The sequence below is a fragment of the Pseudomonas sp. RA_15y_Pfl1_P11 genome (assembly GCF_963970975.1).
Taxonomy (GTDB): domain Bacteria; phylum Pseudomonadota; class Gammaproteobacteria; order Pseudomonadales; family Pseudomonadaceae; genus Aquipseudomonas; species Aquipseudomonas tritici.
Genome location: NZ_CAXAOY010000011.1, coordinates 124594 through 145600 on the forward strand (window position 1 = coordinate 124594; position 21007 = coordinate 145600).

Below are 21007 nucleotides of genomic sequence, written 5' to 3' on the forward strand. Positions count from 1 at the left end.
AGGAGCTCGTATGTCCCACCACGTCAACACCGATGGCCGCCTCAACCTTGGGCAGCAGCGCAAGCGTGCCAAGGAACTGCTGCCGCGCCTGAGAATCCAGGATCCCGCCGCCACCTTGTCCCAGGCTCAATGGCAGATCGCCAAGCAGTTGGGTTTCAGCAGTTGGCCCAAGCTCAAGGCCCACGTCGATGCGATCGACTTCGCCGCTCGCCACCCCGACTTCGCTGCCAGCGATGAAGCCCGCACCACGCACTGGCGCTGCGGCAATGACATCGCGCATAGCCTACAGATAGCGGGGTTCAAGGGACACTTCCAAATGCTCACTGACCCACTGTGCATGGGGCCGGTCCGCGACGTGCCCAGCGAAGCATTCCGCGCCCTGCGCAGCACGTTTATCAGCCAGGCCTTCGCCCTCGACGAAACGGAGGTAGCGCGCCGTGTCGCCGATGAATACGACCAGCTGCAAGCCTTGACCAGCACCGATCACAGCGTGCTGTGGTGCGAGGCGGATGCCTACGACCAACTGTTCCTGATCCGCGCACTCGCAGGTCTTGAGCAGGCGCCGCGCAAGCTGGAGCTGATCGAAGTCGACCGGATCCCAGGTGTCGAACGTTTTATCGGCATCGGCCAATTGGCACCCGATGTGCTGGCCTGGCTTTGGCCGCAACGGCGTTTGATCGACGATGACGCGGTGCAATTGGCCAAACAGGCCTGGTCGGCGTATTGCGAACCGTCACCCGAAACCTTGGCGGAACTGGCCCACGGCACACATGCCGCCTTACCGTTGCTGGCGCCCGCACTGTTACGCCAGTTGCAGGAGCTGCCGGGCATCCGGGATGGTTTATCGCTCACCGAACGCCTGTCCCTGACCTACATTGCCGAAGCCGGGCCGGTGCCGTTTGGTCGGGTGTTTGCCGAGTTGATGGCCAAGCGCGAGCCGCTGCCGTTCCTGGGGGACATGATGTTCCATGCGCTGATGCGGCCGTTGATTGATGGCAAGCATCCGTTATTGACCGAGACAGAACCGGACCGGGACTGGCCTCGACGCGAATTAACGCTGACGCCATTGGGGCATCAGGTGCTGAGCGGCGACAGTTATTGGCTCGACCACGCCAGCCATGCGCGCTGGGTCGGCGGTGTGTGCTTGAGACCTGGCCGCCCCCATTGGGCGATAGACGGCGCCATGCCGAGCTGGCGTGGCTGACGTCCGTTACCGCTTAGGCGATAAGCCGATCGCACAGGTAACCACCACCGGGTCGCCCTGGTAGGTGATTCGCGTAGCGATCGACAGCTTGCTCGCACGGGGCGTCGCCCCGTCCTTGTCAACGGTCCGCAACGTGGGCCGCTCCACATCGACATGATTTCAATCACCGCTTCAAACCGCGCCGGAGCACTGGTTGCACAGGCCGCCGCACCTACAGTGAAACGTGTCACACAGGAATTGGGCGGCAAGTCGCCGAATCTGCCGTCGCCTCGCGCATTCGCGCCGGGCAAGTGCACCTGAACTACCCGGCCTGGAACCCCAAGGCGCCCTTCGGAGGTTACAAGCGCTCGGGAAATGGGCGCGAGTACGGTATCTATGGTTTTGAGGAATACCTGGAAACCAAAGCCATCGTTGGCTTCGGCTGATACACGTTACCGACTGGCGAGCGTCAAGTCCGGGAGCGGCAGTGCCGCTCCCGGCTCAATGGCATGCCGCGCCGGGGCGCGACAACAGCCACATCGAACAACCCGCCTGCTTAGCGACGTGCGCTGACCGCCGACGCATCGTTGGACACAATCACTTCCACACGGCGATTCAACTGGCGTGACGGCGCACTGAGGTTATCGGCGACCGGGAACTGCTTGCCGTAGCCCATCACTGCAATACGTTCAGCCCCGACGCCGAGGCGTTGCAGGCCACGGGCAACCGCTTGGGCACGGCGCTCGGACAAGCTCTGGTTGTAAGCATCGCCACCGGTGCTGTCGGTGAAACCTTCAACGCATACTTGGCGCTCCGGGTTCTGCAACAGGAAGTTCGCCAGCGCCTGGAAGTCCCGTTGGCTGCCCGGTTTCAATTCAGCCTTTGCGGTATCGAACAGCACATCGCCAAAGGTGACGACCTGGCCACGTTCGGTAGGCTGCGCTTTCATCGCCTGCAAGGCCTTGAGCTGCGCAGTGCGAACGTCGAGCTGCACCTGGGTACGGTCGACGGCGATGTTGTCGAGTTGAGCATCGGTTTTGCGACCGACGATGGTCTGCTCGGCGAGGGCGATTTTCTGCGTCGCGAGGTACGCGAGCTGATCGATCTGCGGGTCAGTACGGCTGTGCAGGGACAGTTGGTTGGCGCGGTCCAGTGCGTTGGAGGCGATGCGCGTTTCAACCGCCGCCAGGGTGCTGGACTCAGGCTTTTGCTGCAGGCTGGAGAACTGGCTGCGCGCTTGCAGCAGTTGCGGGTTTTCCGGTGGGGTAGCGCAGCCGGCCAAGGCCAGGCCCAGGGCCGAAAGAACAGGAATGACGAGAGTGGCACGCATGGCAAGATCCTCAGTGGGTAGTCGCGGGGGCGTTGAGCATTTCCTGTTTGAGCACCTGGATGCCCTCCCGCGCCTGCTTCAAGACTTGTTGTTTACGCACCGCAGTGGCCTTGGCTTCGGCCAGGCCGGCATCGGCTTCGATCTGATCGGCCAAGGCGTCGACCTGAATGTAATTTTTTTCGCCGATGGCTTGCTCCATGCGTGCCAGTTTGTCCTGGGCAGTTTTCATCTCCAGCGGGGCGAACTGGGTCGCTTGCGCTGCCAGGGCGCGCCCAACCGAATCACGCGCCAGGGAGATTTTTGCCGCAGGCGGCTGCGGCGTAGCACAGCCTGCCAATGCACCGGCGACGATCACGGCCCAGGCCGAGCGGCGCAGGCGTTTGCTCACACTGGTCATCTTCATGTGTTGACTCCTAAGCATGTTCTTATGGCTGCAGGACCGATGGAGCGGCCCTTGCCGTCTCGCTTGCGATCAAACGAGCGCGCCATCCTAGGAGGAAAAATACGGACTGGAAGAATGAAAAATCCCATCTATCTGTAGGATTTTTCTCAGAAAAATAACGGGAGCCAGGTGCATATTTTGCCCCGTCGATCAATCAGTTGCTCTGTGATTGAAACAATAAGGCCATACGCAAATGAAAATTCGGCGCGCGGGTAATCCCGCGCCCGTATTTTTAGCGTGTTAGGCGTGACTTATTGAGCTGGCCGAAGCAACTGCATCTGCTGCCGATAATCATCCGTGACCTGCCGCGCCTGGCTGCTGCTGGTGATCACCCTCGGCGTGATCAACACGATCAGCTCGGTACGGTCCTTGGACTTACTGGTATTCCCAAACAACCACCGCAACCCCGGAATCTTCCCCAGATACGGCACCGCGCTCACCGACTCCGCATTGTCCTGCTTGATCAACCCCCCCAGCAGCACCGTCTGCCCACTCTGCACGGCCACCTGAGTCGACACCGACCGCGTGGAAATACGCGGATTAGTCTGCGTGTCATTACTCGACGACGCCTGATCCTGGGCATCACTGACCTGCTGCTGGATATCCATGTACACCAGGCCACCCGGATTGATCCGCGGCACGACGTCGAGGATCACCCCGGTCTGCACATATTCAACGCTGCTCAAGGTGGTGTCGGAGGTGCCGGTGTTGACCGTGGTCTGGCTGATGGGAATGTTGTCGCCCACCTGAATCTGCGCCGGCTGGTTGTTCATGACCACCAGCGACGGCGCCGACAGCACTTGGGTGCGGCCGTTGGTTTCGAGGGCGTGCAAGGCGACTTGCAGGTTGGAGCTGACGAAGGAGTAGAACAACGAGTCCGCTGCCCCCAGGCCCGCGCCGCCACCGCCAAGGGCGCCCTGGCTGCCGGCGGTGTTGCCCACGGTGGTGCTGGTGGAATTGCCGGCCAGGCGGCCCAGGTACCACTGCACGCCAAGGTCCAGTTCGCCGGTGAGTTTGACTTCGAGGATGCGCGTCTCGATCTGTACTTGCAGCGGCGGGTTGTCGAGGCGTTTGATCGCCGATTCGATCTCTTTCCACTGCACCGGGCGCGTGCGTACGAGCAGTTGGTTACTGCTTTTCTGCGCGGTGATGCGGGTGCCGGCGTCGAGGCTTTTGGCCGGAGCGTCTTCGCTCATGCCCTGCTCGGCGTTGTCCTGCTCGGCTTGCGGGCCCTGATCCTCTTCATCCGCGGCGGGCTGGCTGTTATTCAGGTTGTTACTCAGGCCGCCAGGCGTGCTGCCGGACGTGCTGTTAGTGCCCGGCGAAGACAGGGTCGCCGTGCGTAAACCGGGGGCAACTTTGGCGGGGGTGTCATCCTTGATCGCGCCCGTGCCGTAGATCTGCCGCAGGTACTTGGCGAGGTCGGTGGCCTTCATATTGCGCACATCGTAGACGTACATCTGCGGCTCGTTGCCGCCGCCTTCATCGATGGTGTGAATCCAGTCGCCCACTTCACTGAGGTACTGCGGCTGTGACGAGATCGCGACCACCGAGTTGGTGCGCTCGATCGGCAGGAACCGCACCATGCCCGCCAGAGGCATGCCGCTGTCGGGGCCGAACATCTTTTGCAACTCGGGCATCAACTCGGCCACCGAAGCACGTTGCAGGCCGAACACGCCCACCGACATGCCCTTGAGCCAGTCCACATCAAAGGTGTCGATGGTGTCCTGGTAATTGGCCAATTCCTCTGGAGTACCGGCCAGGCTCAGCACATTGCGAGCCGGGTCGACCAGCAAGAATGCATTCTCGCGGGCGAACGGCTTGAGCAGTTTCTGCATCTCGGTGGCCGAGATGTAGCGAAGCGGAAACAGCCGCGCCGACAGGCCGCTGGAGGGTTGAGACACACGCATCTCTGGCACCAGCTTGCCCGCCACCGCCTGGTTGGCGGGCAGGATCACATAGCGGTTGCCTTGCTTGATCATCGCGTTGTCGGTCCACGACAACAGGGTTTCCAGAATCGACAAGGCCTGCTGCTTGTTCACCGGTTTGGAGGTGGAAAAGCTGACGTTGCCTTTCACACCCTGGGCGATGCTGTAGTTTTCGTGCAGCAGGTCGCCCATCACGCTGTTGATCACCGCCTCGATCGGCTGGTCGGCGAAGTTGAACACAATGTCACCACTGCCCTCCTCCTTGATCGCCGGTGCTGCTGCCGGCGCGCGCACGAACTGCTGACTACCACGAATCAACTGGCGTTGAGGGGGTGTCTTCGCCTGGGGTTGGCCGCTGTCGACCGGGGGCTGTTCGCTGGCCGGGTCCACTGGCGGGCGTTGCGAACCGGTGCCTTGCATCGCCTCGTGCAACAGGGCTTCGTCCGGGTCGAGATGATCAGGAAATGTCCCGCAGCCACCTATGGAAACGGCGGTAGCCAGGCAAAACACGGTGGTGCGCAAAGCGCCGGGGAAGGAATCGATCAAGGGGCGGACTCGTGAGGAAGGGTAATCGGGGGTGTCGTGGACGGCGCGGGCAAACGCGGCGCGCGCAGGCTCAGGGTCTGCGTGCGGCCGTCAAGCACAAAGCGCGCTTCGCGGGCTGTCAGTTGTTCCAGGCGCCAGCCGTTGGGCAGGGTCTGGTCCTGGTGGACTTTCAGCGGCGGGCCGTCGCTGCGTTTGAGCAGTGCAACGCGCAGGTTGCCCTTCAGGACGATGCCGGTCAGCGTCAGGCTCGCCAGGCTGGAGACGGCGGCCTGGCCGACCGCACGATCAGGGCTGCGGCCGGGGCTGAACAAGGGGGCTTGCCAGGTGCCGGCGAGGCTTTCCAGGGTCGCACTCGGGGCCACCAGCGCGTTGGCCGAGGTGTTGGCGCGCGCATCGGGATCAGGCGTCGGCAACCACTGCGGCGCATCGCCAATGCTGCTGAGGATGCCAACCATCAACAGGCCCAGCAGCGAAGCCACGCAGAGCAATAGCCATTCCAGAGGACGCAATGCAGGGATCATCGGCGCACCTGCTGTGCGGCGGGCGGCTGCAGGTAGCCGCGAACCAGCAAATGTACAATCATCTGGCCGGCACCGCCACTGGCGGGTGCGTTGGGCGGGCGGCGGATACTCATCTCATCGACAAACAGGAACGGCCGCTGGTACTCCAGTTCATGCAGGATCGCGGTCAAGGGTTCGATGGCGCAGTTGAGGGTCAGGCTGACTTTGACCTGGCGATACGGCTCGGCGTCATCCTGCTCCGGGGTGATGGGCATGCGCTGGGTCAGGCTGCAGCCGCCACCGAGGCCGGCGCGGCTGTTGATCAGGTCGGCGATGCGTTGCATCAGGTCGGCCGCGACTGCGCTGGGGTCATCGCCGGGCAACAGGCTGGTGCTGCTGGCCGGGTCCTGCCGTGCGAGCTCAAGCTGTTGGCGCAGGCCATCGCCCTGGCGCAACACACCGGCGTAGCGTTGTTGTTGCTCACGTAGCTGCTCGGCCTCCTCGCCCATGTCGCGCAAGGGGCCGGCGAACCAGCTGTCGATCAACAGCCAATAACCCACGCCAAGCACCAGGGCCAGGCCGATCAGGGCGGCGCCACGGCGTTCACGGGGTGTCAGTGGTCGGCGCATCGGCGGCCTCCTGGTGCAGGTGGGCGCGCAAGGAAAACTGATCCTTGCCGGTTTGCGCATCGGGTTGAATCACCCCTTCGAACTGGGCGTTTTCCAGGCTGTGGCAGCCCTTGATCCGCGTGATCAAGGCACTGGCCTTGGCGCTTTGCCCGGAGAAGGACACGTCGGCGCCATCATTGACCTCCAACTGGTCGATCCAGGTGTCGGATGGCAAGCAAGCGGTCAGCTCGTTGAGCAGCGCCGACAACGGTGGTTGGGCTGCCTTGCGGCGGATCAGGTACTGCGCCGCGCCACGAGTAGTGAGCAGTTGCTGGCGCAGGGCGTGGACCTCGGCAACCTGGGCTTTCTGCTCGCGCACGCTGTGCTGCATGGCCTCGAGCACGCGCTGGCGATCGTTGAGCCACAGCAGCATCGCGGCAATCAGTAAGGCTCCGCACAGCCACGGCAGGCAGCGCTGCAAGCCTTTGCCTTGTGGGCGCTGGCGCGGTCGGAAGGGTGCCGGCAGCAAGTCGATGCCCATGGGTGTGCCTGCGCCAGTGTCCACATCCACCGCATGGGGGTGCAATCCGAGGGCCGCACACTCATTGAGAATCGGGTCCAGGCGCTCACGCAGGATCGCCACCAGCGTGACGTGCACGTGCGTGGGGGTGCGGCGTTCCTGGCGCACGACAAAGTACAGTTGGGCGGCGTCAAACGGAGTAAAGCGGTCTAGCTCATAGCCGACCACCGTGGCCAGGTTGCGCGCCGCCGCCGGGGGCAATTGCAGGGTTTGCACCAGCACCGCATCGGGCGCCAGCAGCAACACCTGGCGTGCTGCGCCAGCGGGTTTTGCCACGGGTGCGGTCAACGGCCAGCGATAGCGGTGCTCGGGAATGTCTTGCAGCGACAGCCACGCCGGCAGGCAGCCACGCAGTTCCTTGAGCCACAGGCGCCAGCCCAGTTGCAGCAGGCTGCCGCGCCAGCGTTGGGTGATGGGCTCCGTCAGCCATTGAAGCCGTGCGGTTAAGGGTTCGTTCATTCTTGCCAACGTAGGACTCGATAAGGTTGTGCGCTGCCTTGCGCGGGGCTCAATAACACCGTGGCTTGCAACCGGGCGTGGTAACCGCCGGGCCGTTGCGCACGGCTGCTGACCACCAGCACTTCGCCGGGGTCGGCCCCTATCGCGCTCTGGCGCGGCAGGTTCAGCGCGCGGCGCATCAAGGCACTGGCGAACGCCGGATCGGGCCGATCCAGGCCGCTCCACAGGCTGATCTCGGGCACCAGTGCGCTGTACAGGGCCTGGGTCATGCCCGGCAGTTGCCGCAGTTCTTCGACTACCCGAAACGGCGCCAGACCCTGGTTGCGCCGCACTTCCAAGTCCCTGGCGAGCTGGCTGGCCTGGGCTTGGGTGGCGCCGCAGGCCAGGGCCAGGCGGGCGAAGTCGGCGACCTCGGCGCTGTTCAAGTACAACTTGCCGCGCTCGCTGTGCAGGCTCACGTGCAGCTGTGCATCGTCAAACGCCAGCGGGATTTCTCGCCCGTCGGCCACCCACTGCTTACGTTGCATCGGGTCGGCCAGCCCTTGCATCGCAAGCGCCACGCCTGCCTCGGCGGCCAACACGGCCTGCGTGTGCTGGCGGTGCCAGGCGGCCTGGCGCGTTTCCAGTTGCACCCAGCCGGCCAGGCCGCCCAGCAACAGGCTGAGCAACGCCAGCACCCACAGCACCAGCAACAGGGCCACGCCACGCTGATGCCTGATCATTCCGGCGCCCCGCCCGACAGGTTCAAGCGCAACGCAACCACCTGGGTCACCCAGGGCACCGGTCCATTCACACGGGCCTCGATGCGCACCGCATAAGGCAAGCGCTTGGTCCACGGCCACTCGCTGATCCAGCCGGTGGCCTGGCCCTTGGGCGACAGGCCGCGGTAGCTGAATTGCAGGTCCTCGACCCCCTTCAATAACACCTGCGGCTCACTGCGCGAGGCCGGCACGCTGACGTGCGCCGCAGATTCAAACTGCGCGAACGCCACCTGTAAATCGCGCTGCGCCTCGGCGCCGGCCAACTGCAAGGTGAAGCGCTGGATCCCGCCACCAAGCACGCCGGGCAAGGTGGCGACAAACTGCATGCGCTGCGGGCCACCGGCGAAAAACCCATCGGTCTGACTGTCGTCCTCGGTCACGTCCAAGGGCAACGCCTCGCTGATGGAGGTACGCAAAAACTGCTGCGCGGCGCGCATTTCATCCAGGCTGACCGTGTAGCGCTGCGCCTTGAGCACCGCACGATTGGCCCCCAGCAACGCGCCGCCGACGAGCACCAGCAAGACGCCCAGCAAGCTCAGCACGATCATGATCTCGAGCAAGGTGAAGCCCTGCTGACGCGGCTTCACAGGCCGGCCTTGTCGCGGGCTGCGCGCAGTTTCAAGGTACTGAAACTGGCGTGGCGCGGGCCTTCACTGACGCTGAGGTCGAGCCGAAACAGCTGTGGCTGGCCGATACGGGTGGGCTGCCGGGCAATACGCAATTGCCAGGCGACGCCGTCCAGATCGCCGTAGCGCACACCACTGACCAACGGCCCAGCGGCTTCCTGGTCCAGCACGCTGATGGCGGCGTGGGTGAGTCGGTCGCTGTGCGCAACCTGCAACAGCGACCGCGCGCTCTGGCCGAACGCAACCAGCAGCACGCTGCTGCAGATCGCCATGAGTGTCAGCGCGGCGAGCATCTCCAGCAACGTGAAACCGCCCTGGTGCTTCATGGCAGCGCCTTGGACTGCACGCTGCCGGTCAGCCAGCCGATATCGATGCGCCAACGCCGGCTGCCATTGGCCAGCAGCAAATTGCCGCCGGTGGAGCTGCCATCGGGGTAGAACTCCACAGCAGAGCCTGCGTGCTCGGCGGTGTGCAGGGTCACTTGCAGGTCGGCCGGCCAGTGTTTCAACGGTCGACCCGGCGCCTGGAAGCTCAACGCGCGCAGGTCGAACAGCGTTTTTTCGGTACTGCCGCTGACAATCGCCCGCGCCCGCGTGGCGCGCAGCGCCTCGACCATCTGCCCCACGGCCTGACGCTCTTTCGCCGCACGCAGGCCTTGTTGCAGGCCAAACCCCACCAACCCGGCCGCGATGCTGATCAAAACGATCACCACCAGCATTTCCAGCAGAGTAAAGCCGCGTTGGGGGCTGATCATGGTCGCGGGTTATTCCCAGTTGCCCAGGTCGGCGCTGTAGCCTTCGCCGCCGGGTTGGCCGTCCTGGCCATAGAAGATCAGGTCAAAGGCGCCATGTTCACCGGGGAAGCGGTAGCCGAAGGCATGGCCGAACGGGTCTTTGAGGTCTGACGGCTTGGCGTACGGCCCGGCCCAGCCGGCGCTGTTGCCGGGTTTGTCGACCAATTGCTGCAGAGTCTTGGGCGGCGAGCCGACGTCCAGGCCATAGCTTTCGATCTTCATGCTCAGGCTGGCGAGTTGCGCCTTGCCCGCGCCGTATTTGCCCTTGTCCACATTGCCGCCGACCTGGCGCACCACGATGGTCGCGACGATGCCCAGCAGCACGATCACCGCGAGCATTTCCAGCAAGGTAAAACCGCCCTGGCGGCGGGCGGGCTTGAATCGGGTATGGCGCATAGGTGCAGTCCTCAAGGGTTCATATATTGCTGGTCAAGCTCATCAGCGGCAGCATGATCGCCAGCATGATCACCGCCACCAGCACCGCCATGACCACGGTCAGGGACGGCACGAGGGCGGCCAGCAGGCGGTCGATGCCGCGCTTGGCTTCGACGTCGAACACGTCGGCGACCTTGAGCAGCATGCTGTCGAGTTCGCCGGCCTGTTCGCCGACTTCAATCATTTGCAAGGCCAGATCGGGCAGCAGCGGCTCGCTGCCGAAGGCACTCGCCAGGGTGCCGCCGCCCTTCACCGACTCGGCAGCCTGGGCGACTTGCGCTTGCAGCGCACGGTTGGTGCAAACCTGCCGGGCGATCACCAAGGCTTGCAGCAGGGCCACGCCGTTGCTGAGCAAGGTGCCAAGGGTGCGGGCCAGTCGCGCGGCTTCGACCCGTTGCAGCAGCGGGCCGATGATGCGAATGCCCAACACGCGGCGGTCGTATTTTTCGCGGCGCTGCGGGTCGCGCAGGCGGGCGGCGAGTGTCCAGATCGTCACGATCAAACCGGCCAACACCGCCAGGCCATAGGCACCGAGGAATTGGCCAAGCGCCAGAATCACTTCAGTGATCAGTGGAATCGGCACGCTCAGGTCCTTGAAGATCGGCACGAACTGCGGCACCACGTAGGCCAGCAACAGGGCCAGCGAACCGAGCACGCCCACGACCAGGAAGGCCGGGTAGATCAAGGCGTTGATCACCTCGCCCCTGAGCAACTGGCTACGCTCCAGGTAATCGCTGAGCTGGCGCAGGGTGTCCTCCAGCGCGCCGCCCGCCTCACCCGCACGCACCATACTCAGGTACAACGGCGAGAACTGGCCGCCCTCCTCCTCCAGCGCCTTGGATAACGGTTGGCCGGCCTTGACGTGTTCGCGGATGCGCTCGATCAACGCACGGGTCTGCGGCTGGCCAGGCTGCTTGAGCAGGATGCCCAACGAGCGCTCCAACGGTTGGCCGGCGCCCAACAGCGTGGCCAGTTGCTGGGTGAAACTGACCAGTGCCGCGCCGTTCAACTGGCCACGGCCAAAGGCCTTGCGCAGCCCCTGCCCCCCCGCCGCATCGACCTGCAACAGCAGCAATCCGCGCTTGTGCAAGGCGGCGACGGCAGCGGCATGGTCCTTGGCTTCGAGGGTGCCGTTTTGCGCCTGGCCCTGGCTGTCGAGGGCGCGGTATTTGAACAGGCTCACGCGCCCTCCCCACGAGTGACGCGCAGCACTTCTTCCAGCGAGGTGACACCCGCCACGGCCTGGCGCAGGCCCTCTTCGTGCAAGGTCCGCAGGCCGCCACGGCGGGCGGCCTGTTCGAGGGTGGCGGCGTCGGCCTGGCGCATCAACAGGCTGCGCAGTTCGTCGTTCATCACCAGCAGTTCGGTGATTGCACTGCGGCCGTGGTAGCCACCACCCGCTGCATCGGCGCGGGGGCGATAGAGCATGATCGGGCGCTGCTCGGTAAACCGATCCAGGCCATGTTCGGCGATCAACTCTGCGGGTGCTTCGAAGGCTTCGCGCGTGGCCGGGTCCAGGCGCCGCACCAGACGCTGGGCCAGGATGCCATTGACGGTCGACGCGATCAGGTAGCTCTCGACGCCCATATCCAGCAGCCGCGTAATACTCGCCGCCGCGCTATTCGTGTGCAGGGTCGACAGCACCAAGTGGCCGGTGAGGGACGATTGGATCGCGATGCGGCAGGTTTCCAGGTCGCGGATTTCACCAATCATGATCACGTCCGGGTCCTGACGCACGATGGAGCGCAGCGCGCCGGCAAAGTCCAGGCCGATGGCGGGTTTGACCTGGATCTGGTTGATGCCTTCAAGCTGGTATTCCACCGGGTCTTCGACCGTGATGATCTTGCGCTCGGCGGTGTTGAGGCGCGACAGCGCGGTGTACAACGTGGTGGTCTTGCCCGAGCCGGTGGGCCCGGTGACGAGCAGGATGCCGTGGGGCCGTTCGAGCACTTCCAGGAAGGTTTCCAGGCGTTGGCCATCGAAGCCCAGGCTCTGGAAATCGAACTGCACGGTCTGCCGGTCGAGCAGGCGCATGACCACCGACTCGCCAAAACTGGTGGGCACCGTGGACACGCGCAAGTCCAGCTCCTTGCCCTGGATACGCAGCATGATGCGCCCGTCCTGCGGCAGGCGCCGCTCGGCAATGTCCAGGCGCGCCATGATCTTCACCCGCGAAATCACCGCCGCAGAGGAACTCGACGGCGGCGCTTCGGCTTCGTGCAGCACGCCGTCGATGCGATAGCGCACCTTCAACTGGTTTTCGAACGGCTCGATATGAATGTCCGAGGCGCGCTGTTCCACCGCGCGCTGCAGGATCAGGTTGACCAGGCGAATCACCGGCGCCTCGGAGGCCATGTCCTTGAGGTGTTCGATGTCTTCCAGTGCACCGCCCTGCTCATCGAGGTTTTCGATCAGGGTGCCCATGGCTGAGCGGCCCTGGCCGTAGTAGCGCTCGATCAGCGTCTCGACTTCATTACGCGGACCCACGGCCAACCACACCGGCACACCACAGGCATAGGCCACAGCCTGGAACGGGTACACCAGCGATGGGTTCGCCGCCAGAACCCTCAGGCCGCCCTGGCTCCAGCCCACGGGCACCACCTGGTAGTGGCGCATGAAACGCTCGGTCAGTGGCGGCAATGGGTCCAGCAGCGGCGGCGCGGCATCCGCCAGCAGCAGCGGTGCGCCGAGCAAGTCTGCCCAGGCGCGGGCCAATTCCGCTTCGGAGACCAGTCCCAGGCGCGTCAACAAGCCGAGCAACTCGCTGTCGCCGCCCTCCTGGGACAGGCGCCGGGCGCGCTCCAGGTCGACGGTTTTCAAGCCGGCCTGCTGCATCAACCACGCGCACACCTGTTCGGTGTTCGGGATCTGCAGCTGGCAGGCATTGATGGGCGTTGAAAGACTGGGCTGGGACATGGGTAAAAATCTGAGGGGCGATGTGCTAAAGGGCTGTGTAAACCCCTTGTGGGAGCGGGCTTGCCCGCGATGGCAGTGGATCAGGGCCGAATGTGCCGGCTGATACACCGCTATCGCGGGCAAGCCCGCTCCCACAGGGTCCGCGTTTTCCCATCAGTTGGACGTTTTCGGCGCGGTCGTCTGGCTGCTGTTCAGCGGCCGACCACCCTTGGTGGTTTCAGCCTTCTGTTTTTTTGCCGCCTTGGCGTCGTGGGCCTGGGTCAGCACCGTGGAATCGGTGGCCCCGGATGTCGCATCAGCGTCCGTGGACTCAACCGCCATCGCCGCGCCACTCAGCGCGACGCTCAGTACGACACCGGCACCCAGCAGGAAAATCTTCATTAACTTTCTCCAGATCAAAAACAGCAGATAGCCCAAGTGGCGCCTTGAACTCGATCAAGACCCTACACCAAAGCAGTGTGTATTACAGCATGTATAAGACATGGCACTTTAGAACTACCGGGCAATGCCACTCGTTAGCCATGCCACGACAGATTTCCTTAAACCAATCGACTGGTAGGTTTAACACAAGTTCCAAAACGTAAGAAATTATTTCTTATTTCACGCAAAAATTAGCTTTCGTTTGACTTATAACCGCAAGAATTGCCTTAATTATGCGGTTTTCGCGGTTCAAAATGCCATCTCGTGATATCACCTAGACACTATCTACAACAACAACTAATACAATTATTACACTTATAAAACTGCGTAATTCGCCAAATAGTTGCAATTAGCCATCGGTTAAAAATTGCGATCACGGGCAACTATTGCCCAGAAAAAAGTGACGAGCGTGCACAGCAACACGCACTTCTCGGCGCGCCATGTTTACTGAACAGTTGTCGGAGACCCCATGAATAAACGCAAAATGATCGGTGCACAGTCGGCATTCGCCCTGCTGGCACTCGCCGTGTCCCAGGTGCACGCGGCGACCAGCCCTGCCCTGGATGAAGGGCGTGTGAGCCGGGCGGAAAAAGCCGCAGACAAAACCCTGGCCAAGATGACCCTGGAAGAAAAACTCGCCTACATCGGCGGCACCGGTGGCTGGGATGTCAAGCCGCTGACCCAGTACGGTATCCCGCAGATTCATGGCGCCGATGGCGGCGTGGGTGTGCGCTACACCAGCGAAGGCAATGCACAGGGCGTGGTCTATCCGTCCGGGCCAAACCTGGCCGCCAGCTGGAACCCGCGTCGCGCCATCGACCTGGGTCGTGCCCTGGGCTATGACACTGCGAGCGGCGGTTATCAGTTCGTCACCGGCCCCGGCGTGAACCTGTACCGCATGCCGTACAGCGGCCGCGCGTTCGAGTATTTGTCCGGTGAAGACCCGTTCCTCGGCGCCAGCCTGGGGCCGGCGTTGATCAATGGTATTCAGTCACGCGGGGTGTGGGCCAACGCCAAGCATTTCGCCGCCAACGACCAGGAAAGCAACCGCTTCCACCTCAATGAAATCATCAGCGAACGCGTCCTGCGCGAGATGACCCTGCCGCCGTTCGAGTCCGCCTCGAAGAACAGCAAAGTCGCGATGATGATGTGCGCGTTCCAAAAGGTGAACGGCGAATTCGCCTGCCAGAACAAACACCTGATGCGCGACATTCTGAAAACCGAGTGGGGCTACCCAGGTTTTGTACAGAGTGACTACAACGCGGTGGTCAGCGGTTTGCCGGCGGCACAGGCCGGCACCGACCTGGACATGATGGGCTACCAGATGAACAGCACCATCCTCAAGCCGTACCTGGACAGCGGTGAGCTGAGCAGCGCGACCATCGATGACAAGGTGCGCCGCATTCTCAAGCAAATCTACCTGTACAAGTTCGACAGCAAGGCACCGCTGACCCGCCACAACATGAACAGCGCCACCAGCAACCGCGTGGCGCTGAACGCCGCCCGTGAAGGCATTGTGCTGCTGAAGAACCAGGACAACCTGCTGCCGCTGGACGCGAAAAAGGTCAAGCGCATCGCCGTAGTCGGCAGCCTGGCCAAGTACGCGCCGCCCACCGGTTTTGGCAGCGCCAACGTCATGGCCGCCAACTACATCAGTGAGCTGAGCGGCCTGCAGCAACTGGCGCCGGGGGCCAAGGTCGAGTTTATCGATGGGCTGTCTCTGGACCCGACGACCTCAAGCTGGACCCATGCCGACAGCAATGGCAACAGCGTCAAAGGCTTGAAAACCGAGTTCTTCAGCAACGCCAACTGGTCCGGTGACCCGGCCGCCAGCCGCACTGACACGCATGTCGACCTGGACTGGTCCACCGACAGCCTGCCGGTGAACGGCGATACCGCCGCCACCTCGATTCGCTACAGCGGCCAGATCACCCCAGCCGTCAGCGGCGAACAGGTGTTCAAGATCCGCGCCGACGGTGCGGTGCGCCTCTACGTCAACGGCAAGAAAGTCCTCGACAACGGCGACGGTAAGCCGCTGCCAAACAACAGCATCCCGCCGACCATTCCGGTGTTTGCCAAGGTCAACCTGGAAGCCGGCAAAGCTGTCGACATCAAGCTCGAATACTCGCGTCGCAACGGCTACCTCTCGACCATGGGCGGCCTGGTCGGCGTGCAAATGAGCTGGGCCTCGCTGGTCGCGCCGAAAGACCTGGCGCAGTACGACGCCGTACTGGTGGCGGTCGGTAACAGCAATGAATACGAAGGCGAAGGCTTCGACCACAGCTTCGATTTGCCGGAGTACCAGAACCTGCTGATCCAGAGCATCGCCAAGGTCAACCCGCACACCGTGGTGACCCTGCACGGCGGTACCGGCCTGAAGATGAGCGACTGGATCGACCAAGTGCCGGCCGCGCTGCATGCGTTCTACCCTGGGCAGAACGGCGGCCAGGCCTTGGCAGAGATCCTGCTGGGCAAGGTCAACCCGTCGGCCAAGCTGCCGATCAGTATCGAACGCAATATCGAAGACAACCCGATCTACGCGACCTTCCCCAAGTTCGACAACCAGGAAACCCTGGCCGAGATGAGCTACAAGGACGACCTGTTCCTGGGCTATCGCGGCTACGAGAAGAAAGGCATCAAGCCGCTCTACCCGTTCGGTTACGGCTTGTCGTACACCACCTTTGGCTACAGCAACATCAGCGTGACCCCTGGGGTGGCAGTGGCCGGTGCACCGATCAAGGTGTCGTTCGACCTGGCCAACACCGGCAAGGTGGCGGGCGCCGAAGTGGCCGAGTTGTACGTGGGCCAGAACAACCCGAAAGTGGAGCGCGCCCTCAAGGAACTCAAGGGCTACAAGAAGGTGTTCTTGAAGCCTGGCGAGAGCAAGCGCGTAACCATCGAGCTCAACGACCGCTCGCTGGCCTATTACGACGTGGCGAGCAAGCAATGGGTGGTGGATGCGGACAGTTTCAACCTGTCGGTGGGGGCGTCGTCCCAGGATATTCGCCTGAACGCCAAGCTGGTCAACCCGTTCCGTCAGGAACTGTCGACCACTACCAGCAACCCGTTGCCGCGCTCGGCGCTCAATTCAACGCTGCGTGAGTCGACGGTGAAAACCGGTGGCGTGCTGCATCAGAATGAAGGTGACAGCGGCACCAGTGATGGTGATGGCTATGACATGAGTGATGACACTACCCAGGGCAGTGCCACCGGTAACTAACAGATAAGAGGAGTGCTTTCTGTGGGAGCGGGCTTGCCCGCGATGGCGGAGTGTCAGTCGGTACATTTGCTGCCTGACTCACCGCTATCGCAGGCAAGCCAGCTCCCGCATTTGGATCTTCATACATCAGGCGGATGAGACTCAGGCTCTGATGGCCGCTTCGACCCGCGCAATGTAGGTATCGAAACGCGCCACCAGGTCCACCCGCTCGGGAAAGCGCAGCCATTGGACCTGCAACCCATCCATCATGGCCAGAATCTCTTCCACCAGCCCGGCGATGTCCACATCACTGCGCACCTCCCCCGCCGCCACCAGGTCGTCAAACTGTCCCTGCATCCGCTGATGAATCGCCGCATAGCGCGCCTGGAACCACGTCCACGCCGGGTGGGTGTCCAGCAAACTCTCGGCATTCAGAATCGTAAACGCCCGCACCACCCCCGGCGCGGTGGCGTTCGAGCGGTTGATGGCACGCAGGCTGCCGAGCAGACCATTGAGGGATTTTTCGGCTCGCACTTCGTCGGCAATCCGTTGATTGACCTCGTCGCGACGCTGCAACACGCCCATCAATAGCGAAATCTTGCTGGGAAAGTGGTGCAACAGGCCGGCCACGGAAATGCCGACAATCGCTGCCACCTGGGCCATCGACGCGCCGCTGTAACCCTCCAGGGAAAACACCTGCAAGGCTGCGTCCAGCAGCTCTTCACGGCGCTTTTCACCTTTTGGGGCGCGACGGGTCTTGGGGGCGGGCTCTTTCATGGGGACGTCCTTGTGGGCAGGCTTGCACCGTATCCAAATCAGCCCTGAGCCGCAAATAAAGCTCAGGCGCTTTCCCGTTCGATCAAGCGGCAGTCCAACAGGTTCAAGCGCTGTACCTCACCCTTGAGGGATAACACGCCCAGGCTTTCCAGCACGCGCGTCGCCGCCAGCACGCCGATTTCCAACGCCGGCGGTTTGATCGTGCTCAGGCTCGGCAACAGCATTTCGGCAAACGGGTAATCGCCAAAACCGAGCACCGCGCAGTCTTGCGGGATCTTCACGCCGGCGCGCTGCCCGGCCAGCAATCCACCGGCGGCCAGGTTGTCATTGGCGAAGAAGATCGCCTCGGGCGGTGTGGCATGGCTCATCAACGCTTCCATCGCCTGCTTGCCCGCGTCGAAAGGTGCACGGTCGGCATCCGGGGTGAAGGCCCAGGGCTGCACACCCAGTTCGGTCAAGGTCGCTGCAAAACCCTCGCCTCGCTCTTGCGCGCTGAAGTCGCCCGCCGCGCTGTTCTGCACGAACGCAATGCGCCGATAGCCCTTGCCATGCAGGTAGCGCGCGGCGCTGACGCCGACTTCGTAGTGGGAAAAACCGATCTGCAACGGCGCGCGTTCGGGCACGTAGTCCCAGGTTTCAACCACCGGGATATCGGCGTCGGCGATCATCTTTTCGGTGCCCGCGCTGTGGAAGCGACTGGTCAGCACCAGCGCCGCCGGCGACCAGCCGAGGAACGCACGCACCGCGCTTTCTTCCTGTTCGACGCTGAAGTAACTCGACGCCAACAACAGTTGATAGCCATGCCGACTGAGGGTGTCGCTGAAACCCTGGATAGTGTTGGCAAAGATCGGCCCAGAGATGTTCGGGATCACCATCGCCACAATCCGCCCGCGTGCGGACGCCAGCCCGCCGGCCACCAGGTTGGGTACATACCCCAGCTCGGCCACCACCTCGGCAATCCGCTCGCGCCGCTCAGGCGAGACCTGCTCCGGCTGATTGAAGTAACGCGACACGGTAATCGCCGACACACCGGCCTGGCGTGCCACCGTGTTGAGGGTGACGCGCCCGGCGCCACGGCGTTTGCGCGGTTTTTCTGAGCTCACGAGGTGATCCTGTTAAAAACCAAAAGGAATATAGGACTAATTTTTCAGTATTTGACGTTCTAAACAACACCCAACAATAATACCGATGTTAGCGCTAACAAAGCGCGCTGTCTGCTACTCGCTCGAGCGAATGCCAACGACATATTCACCGGCGCTGACGGTCGCAAGAACCGCAGCGGTTCAGGGCATTCTTTTCGAGCGGACACAGCATGCACACACTCCAACGCGGCACTTTCCTGGTATTGGCAGGGTTGACGGCCCTCCCCGTCAGCGGCGCCTTTGCGGCCGATGAGCAAGAAATCACGCTCAAATCGGTGACGGTCACGGCCACCCGCCGCGAAGAATCGCTGCAAAAAGTCCCGGTGGCGGTCTCGGTGCTGGATGGCGAACAACTGGAGCGAGACAACCGCAACGGCGTGGCAAGCATCGCGCAACAGGTGCCGTCGCTGAACTTCCGCACCGGTGCGTCGAACAAGGACACCTCGCTGTTCGTGCGCGGCGTGGGCACCATTTCTACCTCACCGGGCGTTGAGCCAACGGTGGCCACCGTGATCGACGGCGTGGTCTACGCCCGCCCCGGCCAGGCGACCCTTGACCTGCTCGACCTGGAACGCATCGAAGTGCTGCGCGGCCCCCAAGGCACGCTGTTCGGCAAGAACGCCTCGGCCGGCGTGCTGAACATCACCAGCAAGGCACCCACTGCCGAGACCCATGGTTATATCGACCAGTCCTACTACAGCGGCAATGAAAGCCGCACGCGCTTCGGTATCGGCGGCAGCCTGGTGCCGGATGTGCTCAAGGGCTCGATCAGCACGTTGTTTGGCAGCTACGACGGTAACGTCGACAACCAGCACAACGGCCAGGAGGTCAACGGCTACAACCACAAGGGTATTCGCGGCAAGTTGGAGTTCACCCCCAACGACGACGTGAAGCTGACCCTGATCGCCGACTACATGCAGTCTCACGACGACGCGCCGAATGGCGTGGTGAGCAAGTCGCTGACTCCAGCGTTTACCAACGCGCTGAGCCCGGTGCGCGCCTCCAGCGACAACCGCGACATCAACACCGACACCCGCAGCCATGTGGAAGACACCAACAAGGGCCTGTCCGCGCAGCTGGACTGGAGCCTCGGCAACTACACCCTGACCTCGATCACCGCCTGGCGCGGCTGGGACAACACCCAGTATCAGGATGGCGACCGTCTCGGCACGGTGACAGCCGCCTTCCCCGGCACCGCCGACAAAGGCGAGCTGGACTTCAACCAATACTCCCAGGAATTGCGCCTGGCCTCGCCCAAGGGAGAATTCCTGGAGTACGTTGGCGGCCTGTTCTACATGCATGGCAAGGACGAAGAAACCTATCAGCGCACGCTGACGACTACCACACGCACCGACCGTGGCATCGCCGACTACAGCACCACCAACGACAGTTACGCGGTGTTCGGCGAGACCACGCTGAACTTCACCTCGCGCTTTCGCGGCATCGCCGGCCTGCGTTACACCCACGACGAGCTGAAATACGATCACCGCCGCGTTTCCACCTCGGCCACCACGGTCAGCGGGATCCAGCCCGCCACCTCCAGTTCCGGCTCGGTGGACGAAGACGGCTGGTCCGGCCGCCTTGGTGTGCAGTACGACATCAGCGACAACGTCACCAGCTACCTCACTTACTCACGTGGCTACAAAGGCCCGGCGTACAACGTGTTCTTCAATATGCAACCGCGTGACACCGAGGCGCTCAAACCGGAAACCTCCAACACCTGGGAAGCCGGGATCAAGGCCACCGCCTGGAACAATCGCCTGACCACCAACCTGGCGGTGTTCCACAGCGACTACGACAACTACCAGGCGAACTTTTTCGACACCGTAGCAGGCCAAGTCGTGACGCGGCTGATCAACGCCGGCAGCGTCAGCACCGAAGGCGTCGAGCTGGATTACGCCTTGCAGGCCACCCAACAACTCAAGCTGTCTGGCGCCCTGGCCTACACCCGTGCGCGCATCGACGAATTCGCCTGCCCGGCCGGTGCAGCAGCCACCTGCAACGTGAATGGCAAGCCGCTGCCCTTCAGCCCGGACTGGAAAAGTTACGTGCGCGCCGACTACAGCATCCCGCTGGATAACGGCCTGGATATCGAACTGGGCACCGACTACAGCTGGCAGAGCGAAGTGCAGTACGACATCAGCCAGAATGTCGACACCAAGCAAGGCGCCTACGGCATCTGGAACGCCAGCGTCGCGCTGGCCGACTACGCCAATGGTTGGCGCGTAGCTGTGCTGGCCAAGAACCTCGCCGACAAGTCCTACTCGCCGCTGCTGGCCAGCGGCGGTAACTATATCTACCGCGCCGTGCCCCGTGACGATGAGCGTTACTTCGGCGTGCAACTGCGCAAGGATTTCTAAGC

The 21007-nt window shown here is 62.9% G+C and carries 20 protein-coding genes and 1 pseudogene; 5 read left to right on the top strand and 16 right to left on the bottom strand.

Going from position 1 to position 21007, the window contains the following annotated elements; all coding sequences use genetic code 11:
* The first annotated feature begins 10 nt into the window (after window positions 1-10).
* From AACY44_RS15750 to AACY44_RS15755, 3 genes and pseudogenes are all read left to right on the top strand, one after another.
* Window positions 11-1204: a DUF1835 domain-containing protein gene (locus AACY44_RS15750; RefSeq protein ID WP_339427881.1), complete on the top strand. Its 1194-nt coding sequence runs from the start codon at window positions 11-13 to the stop codon at window positions 1202-1204.
* Window positions 1205-1357: 153 nt separating this feature from the next.
* A complete protein-coding gene (locus AACY44_RS27755) occupies window positions 1358-1504 on the top strand; it encodes an aldehyde dehydrogenase family protein (protein ID WP_445261125.1) in 147 nt (48 codons plus the stop codon).
* A pseudogene (locus AACY44_RS15755) lies at window positions 1465-1629 on the top strand (aldehyde dehydrogenase family protein); the annotation flags it as partial. The gene AACY44_RS27755 and the pseudogene AACY44_RS15755, both read left to right, overlap by 40 nt.
* 110 nt (window positions 1630-1739) lie before the next feature.
* Here AACY44_RS15755 and AACY44_RS15760 read toward each other — a convergent pair.
* The 14 genes from AACY44_RS15760 to AACY44_RS15825 form a co-directional block, all read right to left on the bottom strand.
* Window positions 1740-2513 carry an OmpA family protein gene (locus AACY44_RS15760; RefSeq protein WP_339530602.1) on the bottom strand — a complete coding sequence of 258 codons (774 nt, stop codon included), beginning with the start codon at window positions 2511-2513 and terminating at the stop codon, window positions 1740-1742.
* A gap of 10 nt (window positions 2514-2523) precedes the next feature.
* The gene (locus AACY44_RS15765; RefSeq protein ID WP_339420951.1) at window positions 2524-2916 is read right to left on the bottom strand and encodes a DUF4398 domain-containing protein; all 393 of its coding nucleotides are present in this window, start codon (window positions 2914-2916) and stop codon (window positions 2524-2526) included.
* A gap of 290 nt (window positions 2917-3206) precedes the next feature.
* Window positions 3207-5429 carry a type II secretion system secretin GspD gene (gene gspD / locus AACY44_RS15770; protein ID WP_339420952.1) on the bottom strand — a complete coding sequence of 741 codons (2223 nt, stop codon included), beginning with the start codon at window positions 5427-5429 and terminating at the stop codon, window positions 3207-3209.
* Window positions 5426-5950, bottom strand: coding sequence for a hypothetical protein (locus tag AACY44_RS15775; RefSeq protein WP_339530604.1), 525 nt, complete (start codon window positions 5948-5950; stop codon window positions 5426-5428). The genes gspD and AACY44_RS15775 overlap by 4 nt, the downstream gene beginning before the upstream one ends.
* Window positions 5947-6558: a type II secretion system protein GspM gene (gene gspM / locus AACY44_RS15780; protein ID WP_339530606.1), complete on the bottom strand. Its 612-nt coding sequence runs from the start codon at window positions 6556-6558 to the stop codon at window positions 5947-5949. The genes AACY44_RS15775 and gspM overlap by 4 nt, the downstream gene beginning before the upstream one ends.
* Window positions 6533-7576, bottom strand: a complete 1044-nt coding sequence (locus AACY44_RS15785; RefSeq protein WP_339530608.1) for a type II secretion system protein GspL — start codon at window positions 7574-7576, stop codon at window positions 6533-6535. Before AACY44_RS15785 ends, gspM begins: the two co-directional genes overlap by 26 nt.
* Window positions 7573-8298: a type II secretion system minor pseudopilin GspK gene (locus AACY44_RS15790; protein WP_339420956.1), complete on the bottom strand. Its 726-nt coding sequence runs from the start codon at window positions 8296-8298 to the stop codon at window positions 7573-7575. The genes AACY44_RS15785 and AACY44_RS15790 overlap by 4 nt, the downstream gene beginning before the upstream one ends.
* Window positions 8295-8924 (bottom strand): prepilin-type N-terminal cleavage/methylation domain-containing protein, encoded by a 630-nt coding sequence (locus tag AACY44_RS15795; protein ID WP_339420957.1) that lies wholly within the window; start codon window positions 8922-8924, stop codon window positions 8295-8297. The genes AACY44_RS15790 and AACY44_RS15795 overlap by 4 nt, the downstream gene beginning before the upstream one ends.
* A complete protein-coding gene (locus AACY44_RS15800; protein ID WP_339420958.1) occupies window positions 8921-9289 on the bottom strand; it encodes a type II secretion system protein in 369 nt (122 codons plus the stop codon). The genes AACY44_RS15795 and AACY44_RS15800 overlap by 4 nt, the downstream gene beginning before the upstream one ends.
* On the bottom strand, window positions 9286-9717 hold the full coding sequence (locus AACY44_RS15805) for a type II secretion system protein (RefSeq protein ID WP_339420959.1): 432 nt from the start codon (window positions 9715-9717) through the stop codon (window positions 9286-9288). The genes AACY44_RS15800 and AACY44_RS15805 overlap by 4 nt, the downstream gene beginning before the upstream one ends.
* A 9-nt stretch (window positions 9718-9726) precedes the next feature.
* A complete protein-coding gene (gspG, locus tag AACY44_RS15810; protein WP_024076412.1) occupies window positions 9727-10152 on the bottom strand; it encodes a type II secretion system major pseudopilin GspG in 426 nt (141 codons plus the stop codon).
* A 19-nt stretch (window positions 10153-10171) separates the two neighbouring features.
* Window positions 10172-11374: a type II secretion system inner membrane protein GspF gene (gene gspF / locus AACY44_RS15815; protein ID WP_339420963.1), complete on the bottom strand. Its 1203-nt coding sequence runs from the start codon at window positions 11372-11374 to the stop codon at window positions 10172-10174.
* Window positions 11371-13107 (bottom strand): type II secretion system ATPase GspE, encoded by a 1737-nt coding sequence (gspE, locus tag AACY44_RS15820; protein ID WP_339420965.1) that lies wholly within the window; start codon window positions 13105-13107, stop codon window positions 11371-11373. The genes gspF and gspE overlap by 4 nt, the downstream gene beginning before the upstream one ends.
* 153 nt (window positions 13108-13260) lie before the next feature.
* The gene (locus AACY44_RS15825; RefSeq protein ID WP_339420967.1) at window positions 13261-13488 is read right to left on the bottom strand and encodes a hypothetical protein; all 228 of its coding nucleotides are present in this window, start codon (window positions 13486-13488) and stop codon (window positions 13261-13263) included.
* Window positions 13489-13996: 508 nt separating this feature from the next.
* Between AACY44_RS15825 and AACY44_RS15830 the strand changes: the two genes are divergently transcribed.
* Window positions 13997-16747, top strand: a complete 2751-nt coding sequence (locus AACY44_RS15830) for a beta-glucosidase (protein WP_339530610.1) — start codon at window positions 13997-13999, stop codon at window positions 16745-16747.
* A gap of 141 nt (window positions 16748-16888) precedes the next feature.
* Here AACY44_RS15830 and AACY44_RS15835 read toward each other — a convergent pair whose 3' ends face one another.
* Both AACY44_RS15835 and AACY44_RS15840 read right to left on the bottom strand, forming a co-directional pair.
* Window positions 16889-17503, bottom strand: a complete 615-nt coding sequence (locus AACY44_RS15835) for a TetR/AcrR family transcriptional regulator (RefSeq protein WP_339420971.1) — start codon at window positions 17501-17503, stop codon at window positions 16889-16891.
* 62 nt (window positions 17504-17565) lie between these two features.
* Window positions 17566-18606 carry a LacI family DNA-binding transcriptional regulator gene (locus AACY44_RS15840; protein WP_339420973.1) on the bottom strand — a complete coding sequence of 347 codons (1041 nt, stop codon included), beginning with the start codon at window positions 18604-18606 and terminating at the stop codon, window positions 17566-17568.
* Between the two features lie 209 nt (window positions 18607-18815).
* On the opposite strand from AACY44_RS15840, the gene AACY44_RS15845 reads away from it, so the two are divergent.
* The gene (locus tag AACY44_RS15845) at window positions 18816-21005 is read left to right on the top strand and encodes a TonB-dependent receptor (protein WP_339427889.1); all 2190 of its coding nucleotides are present in this window, start codon (window positions 18816-18818) and stop codon (window positions 21003-21005) included.
* Window positions 21006-21007: the final 2 nt, after the last annotated feature.

Excerpts from the sequence above, each read along its gene's own strand:
- AACY44_RS15750 (WP_339427881.1), top strand. The coding sequence starts at position 11 with ATGTCCCACCACGTCAACACCGATGGCCGCCTCAACCTTGGGCAGCAG.
- AACY44_RS27755 (WP_445261125.1), top strand. The coding sequence starts at position 1,358 with ATGATTTCAATCACCGCTTCAAACCGCGCCGGAGCACTGGTTGCACAG.
- AACY44_RS15760 (WP_339530602.1), bottom strand. The coding sequence starts at position 2,513 with ATGCGTGCCACTCTCGTCATTCCTGTTCTTTCGGCCCTGGGCCTGGCC.
- AACY44_RS15765 (WP_339420951.1), bottom strand. The coding sequence starts at position 2,916 with ATGAAGATGACCAGTGTGAGCAAACGCCTGCGCCGCTCGGCCTGGGCC.
- AACY44_RS15775 (WP_339530604.1), bottom strand. The coding sequence starts at position 5,950 with ATGATCCCTGCATTGCGTCCTCTGGAATGGCTATTGCTCTGCGTGGCT.
- gspM (WP_339530606.1), bottom strand. The coding sequence starts at position 6,558 with ATGCGCCGACCACTGACACCCCGTGAACGCCGTGGCGCCGCCCTGATC.
- AACY44_RS15785 (WP_339530608.1), bottom strand. The coding sequence starts at position 7,576 with ATGAACGAACCCTTAACCGCACGGCTTCAATGGCTGACGGAGCCCATC.
- AACY44_RS15790 (WP_339420956.1), bottom strand. The coding sequence starts at position 8,298 with ATGATCAGGCATCAGCGTGGCGTGGCCCTGTTGCTGGTGCTGTGGGTG.
- AACY44_RS15800 (WP_339420958.1), bottom strand. The coding sequence starts at position 9,289 with ATGAAGCACCAGGGCGGTTTCACGTTGCTGGAGATGCTCGCCGCGCTG.
- AACY44_RS15805 (WP_339420959.1), bottom strand. The coding sequence starts at position 9,717 with ATGATCAGCCCCCAACGCGGCTTTACTCTGCTGGAAATGCTGGTGGTG.
- gspG (WP_024076412.1), bottom strand. The coding sequence starts at position 10,152 with ATGCGCCATACCCGATTCAAGCCCGCCCGCCGCCAGGGCGGTTTTACC.
- gspE (WP_339420965.1), bottom strand. The coding sequence starts at position 13,107 with ATGTCCCAGCCCAGTCTTTCAACGCCCATCAATGCCTGCCAGCTGCAG.
- AACY44_RS15825 (WP_339420967.1), bottom strand. The coding sequence starts at position 13,488 with ATGAAGATTTTCCTGCTGGGTGCCGGTGTCGTACTGAGCGTCGCGCTG.
- AACY44_RS15830 (WP_339530610.1), top strand. The coding sequence starts at position 13,997 with ATGAATAAACGCAAAATGATCGGTGCACAGTCGGCATTCGCCCTGCTG.
- AACY44_RS15835 (WP_339420971.1), bottom strand. The coding sequence starts at position 17,503 with ATGAAAGAGCCCGCCCCCAAGACCCGTCGCGCCCCAAAAGGTGAAAAG.
- AACY44_RS15845 (WP_339427889.1), top strand. The coding sequence starts at position 18,816 with ATGCACACACTCCAACGCGGCACTTTCCTGGTATTGGCAGGGTTGACG.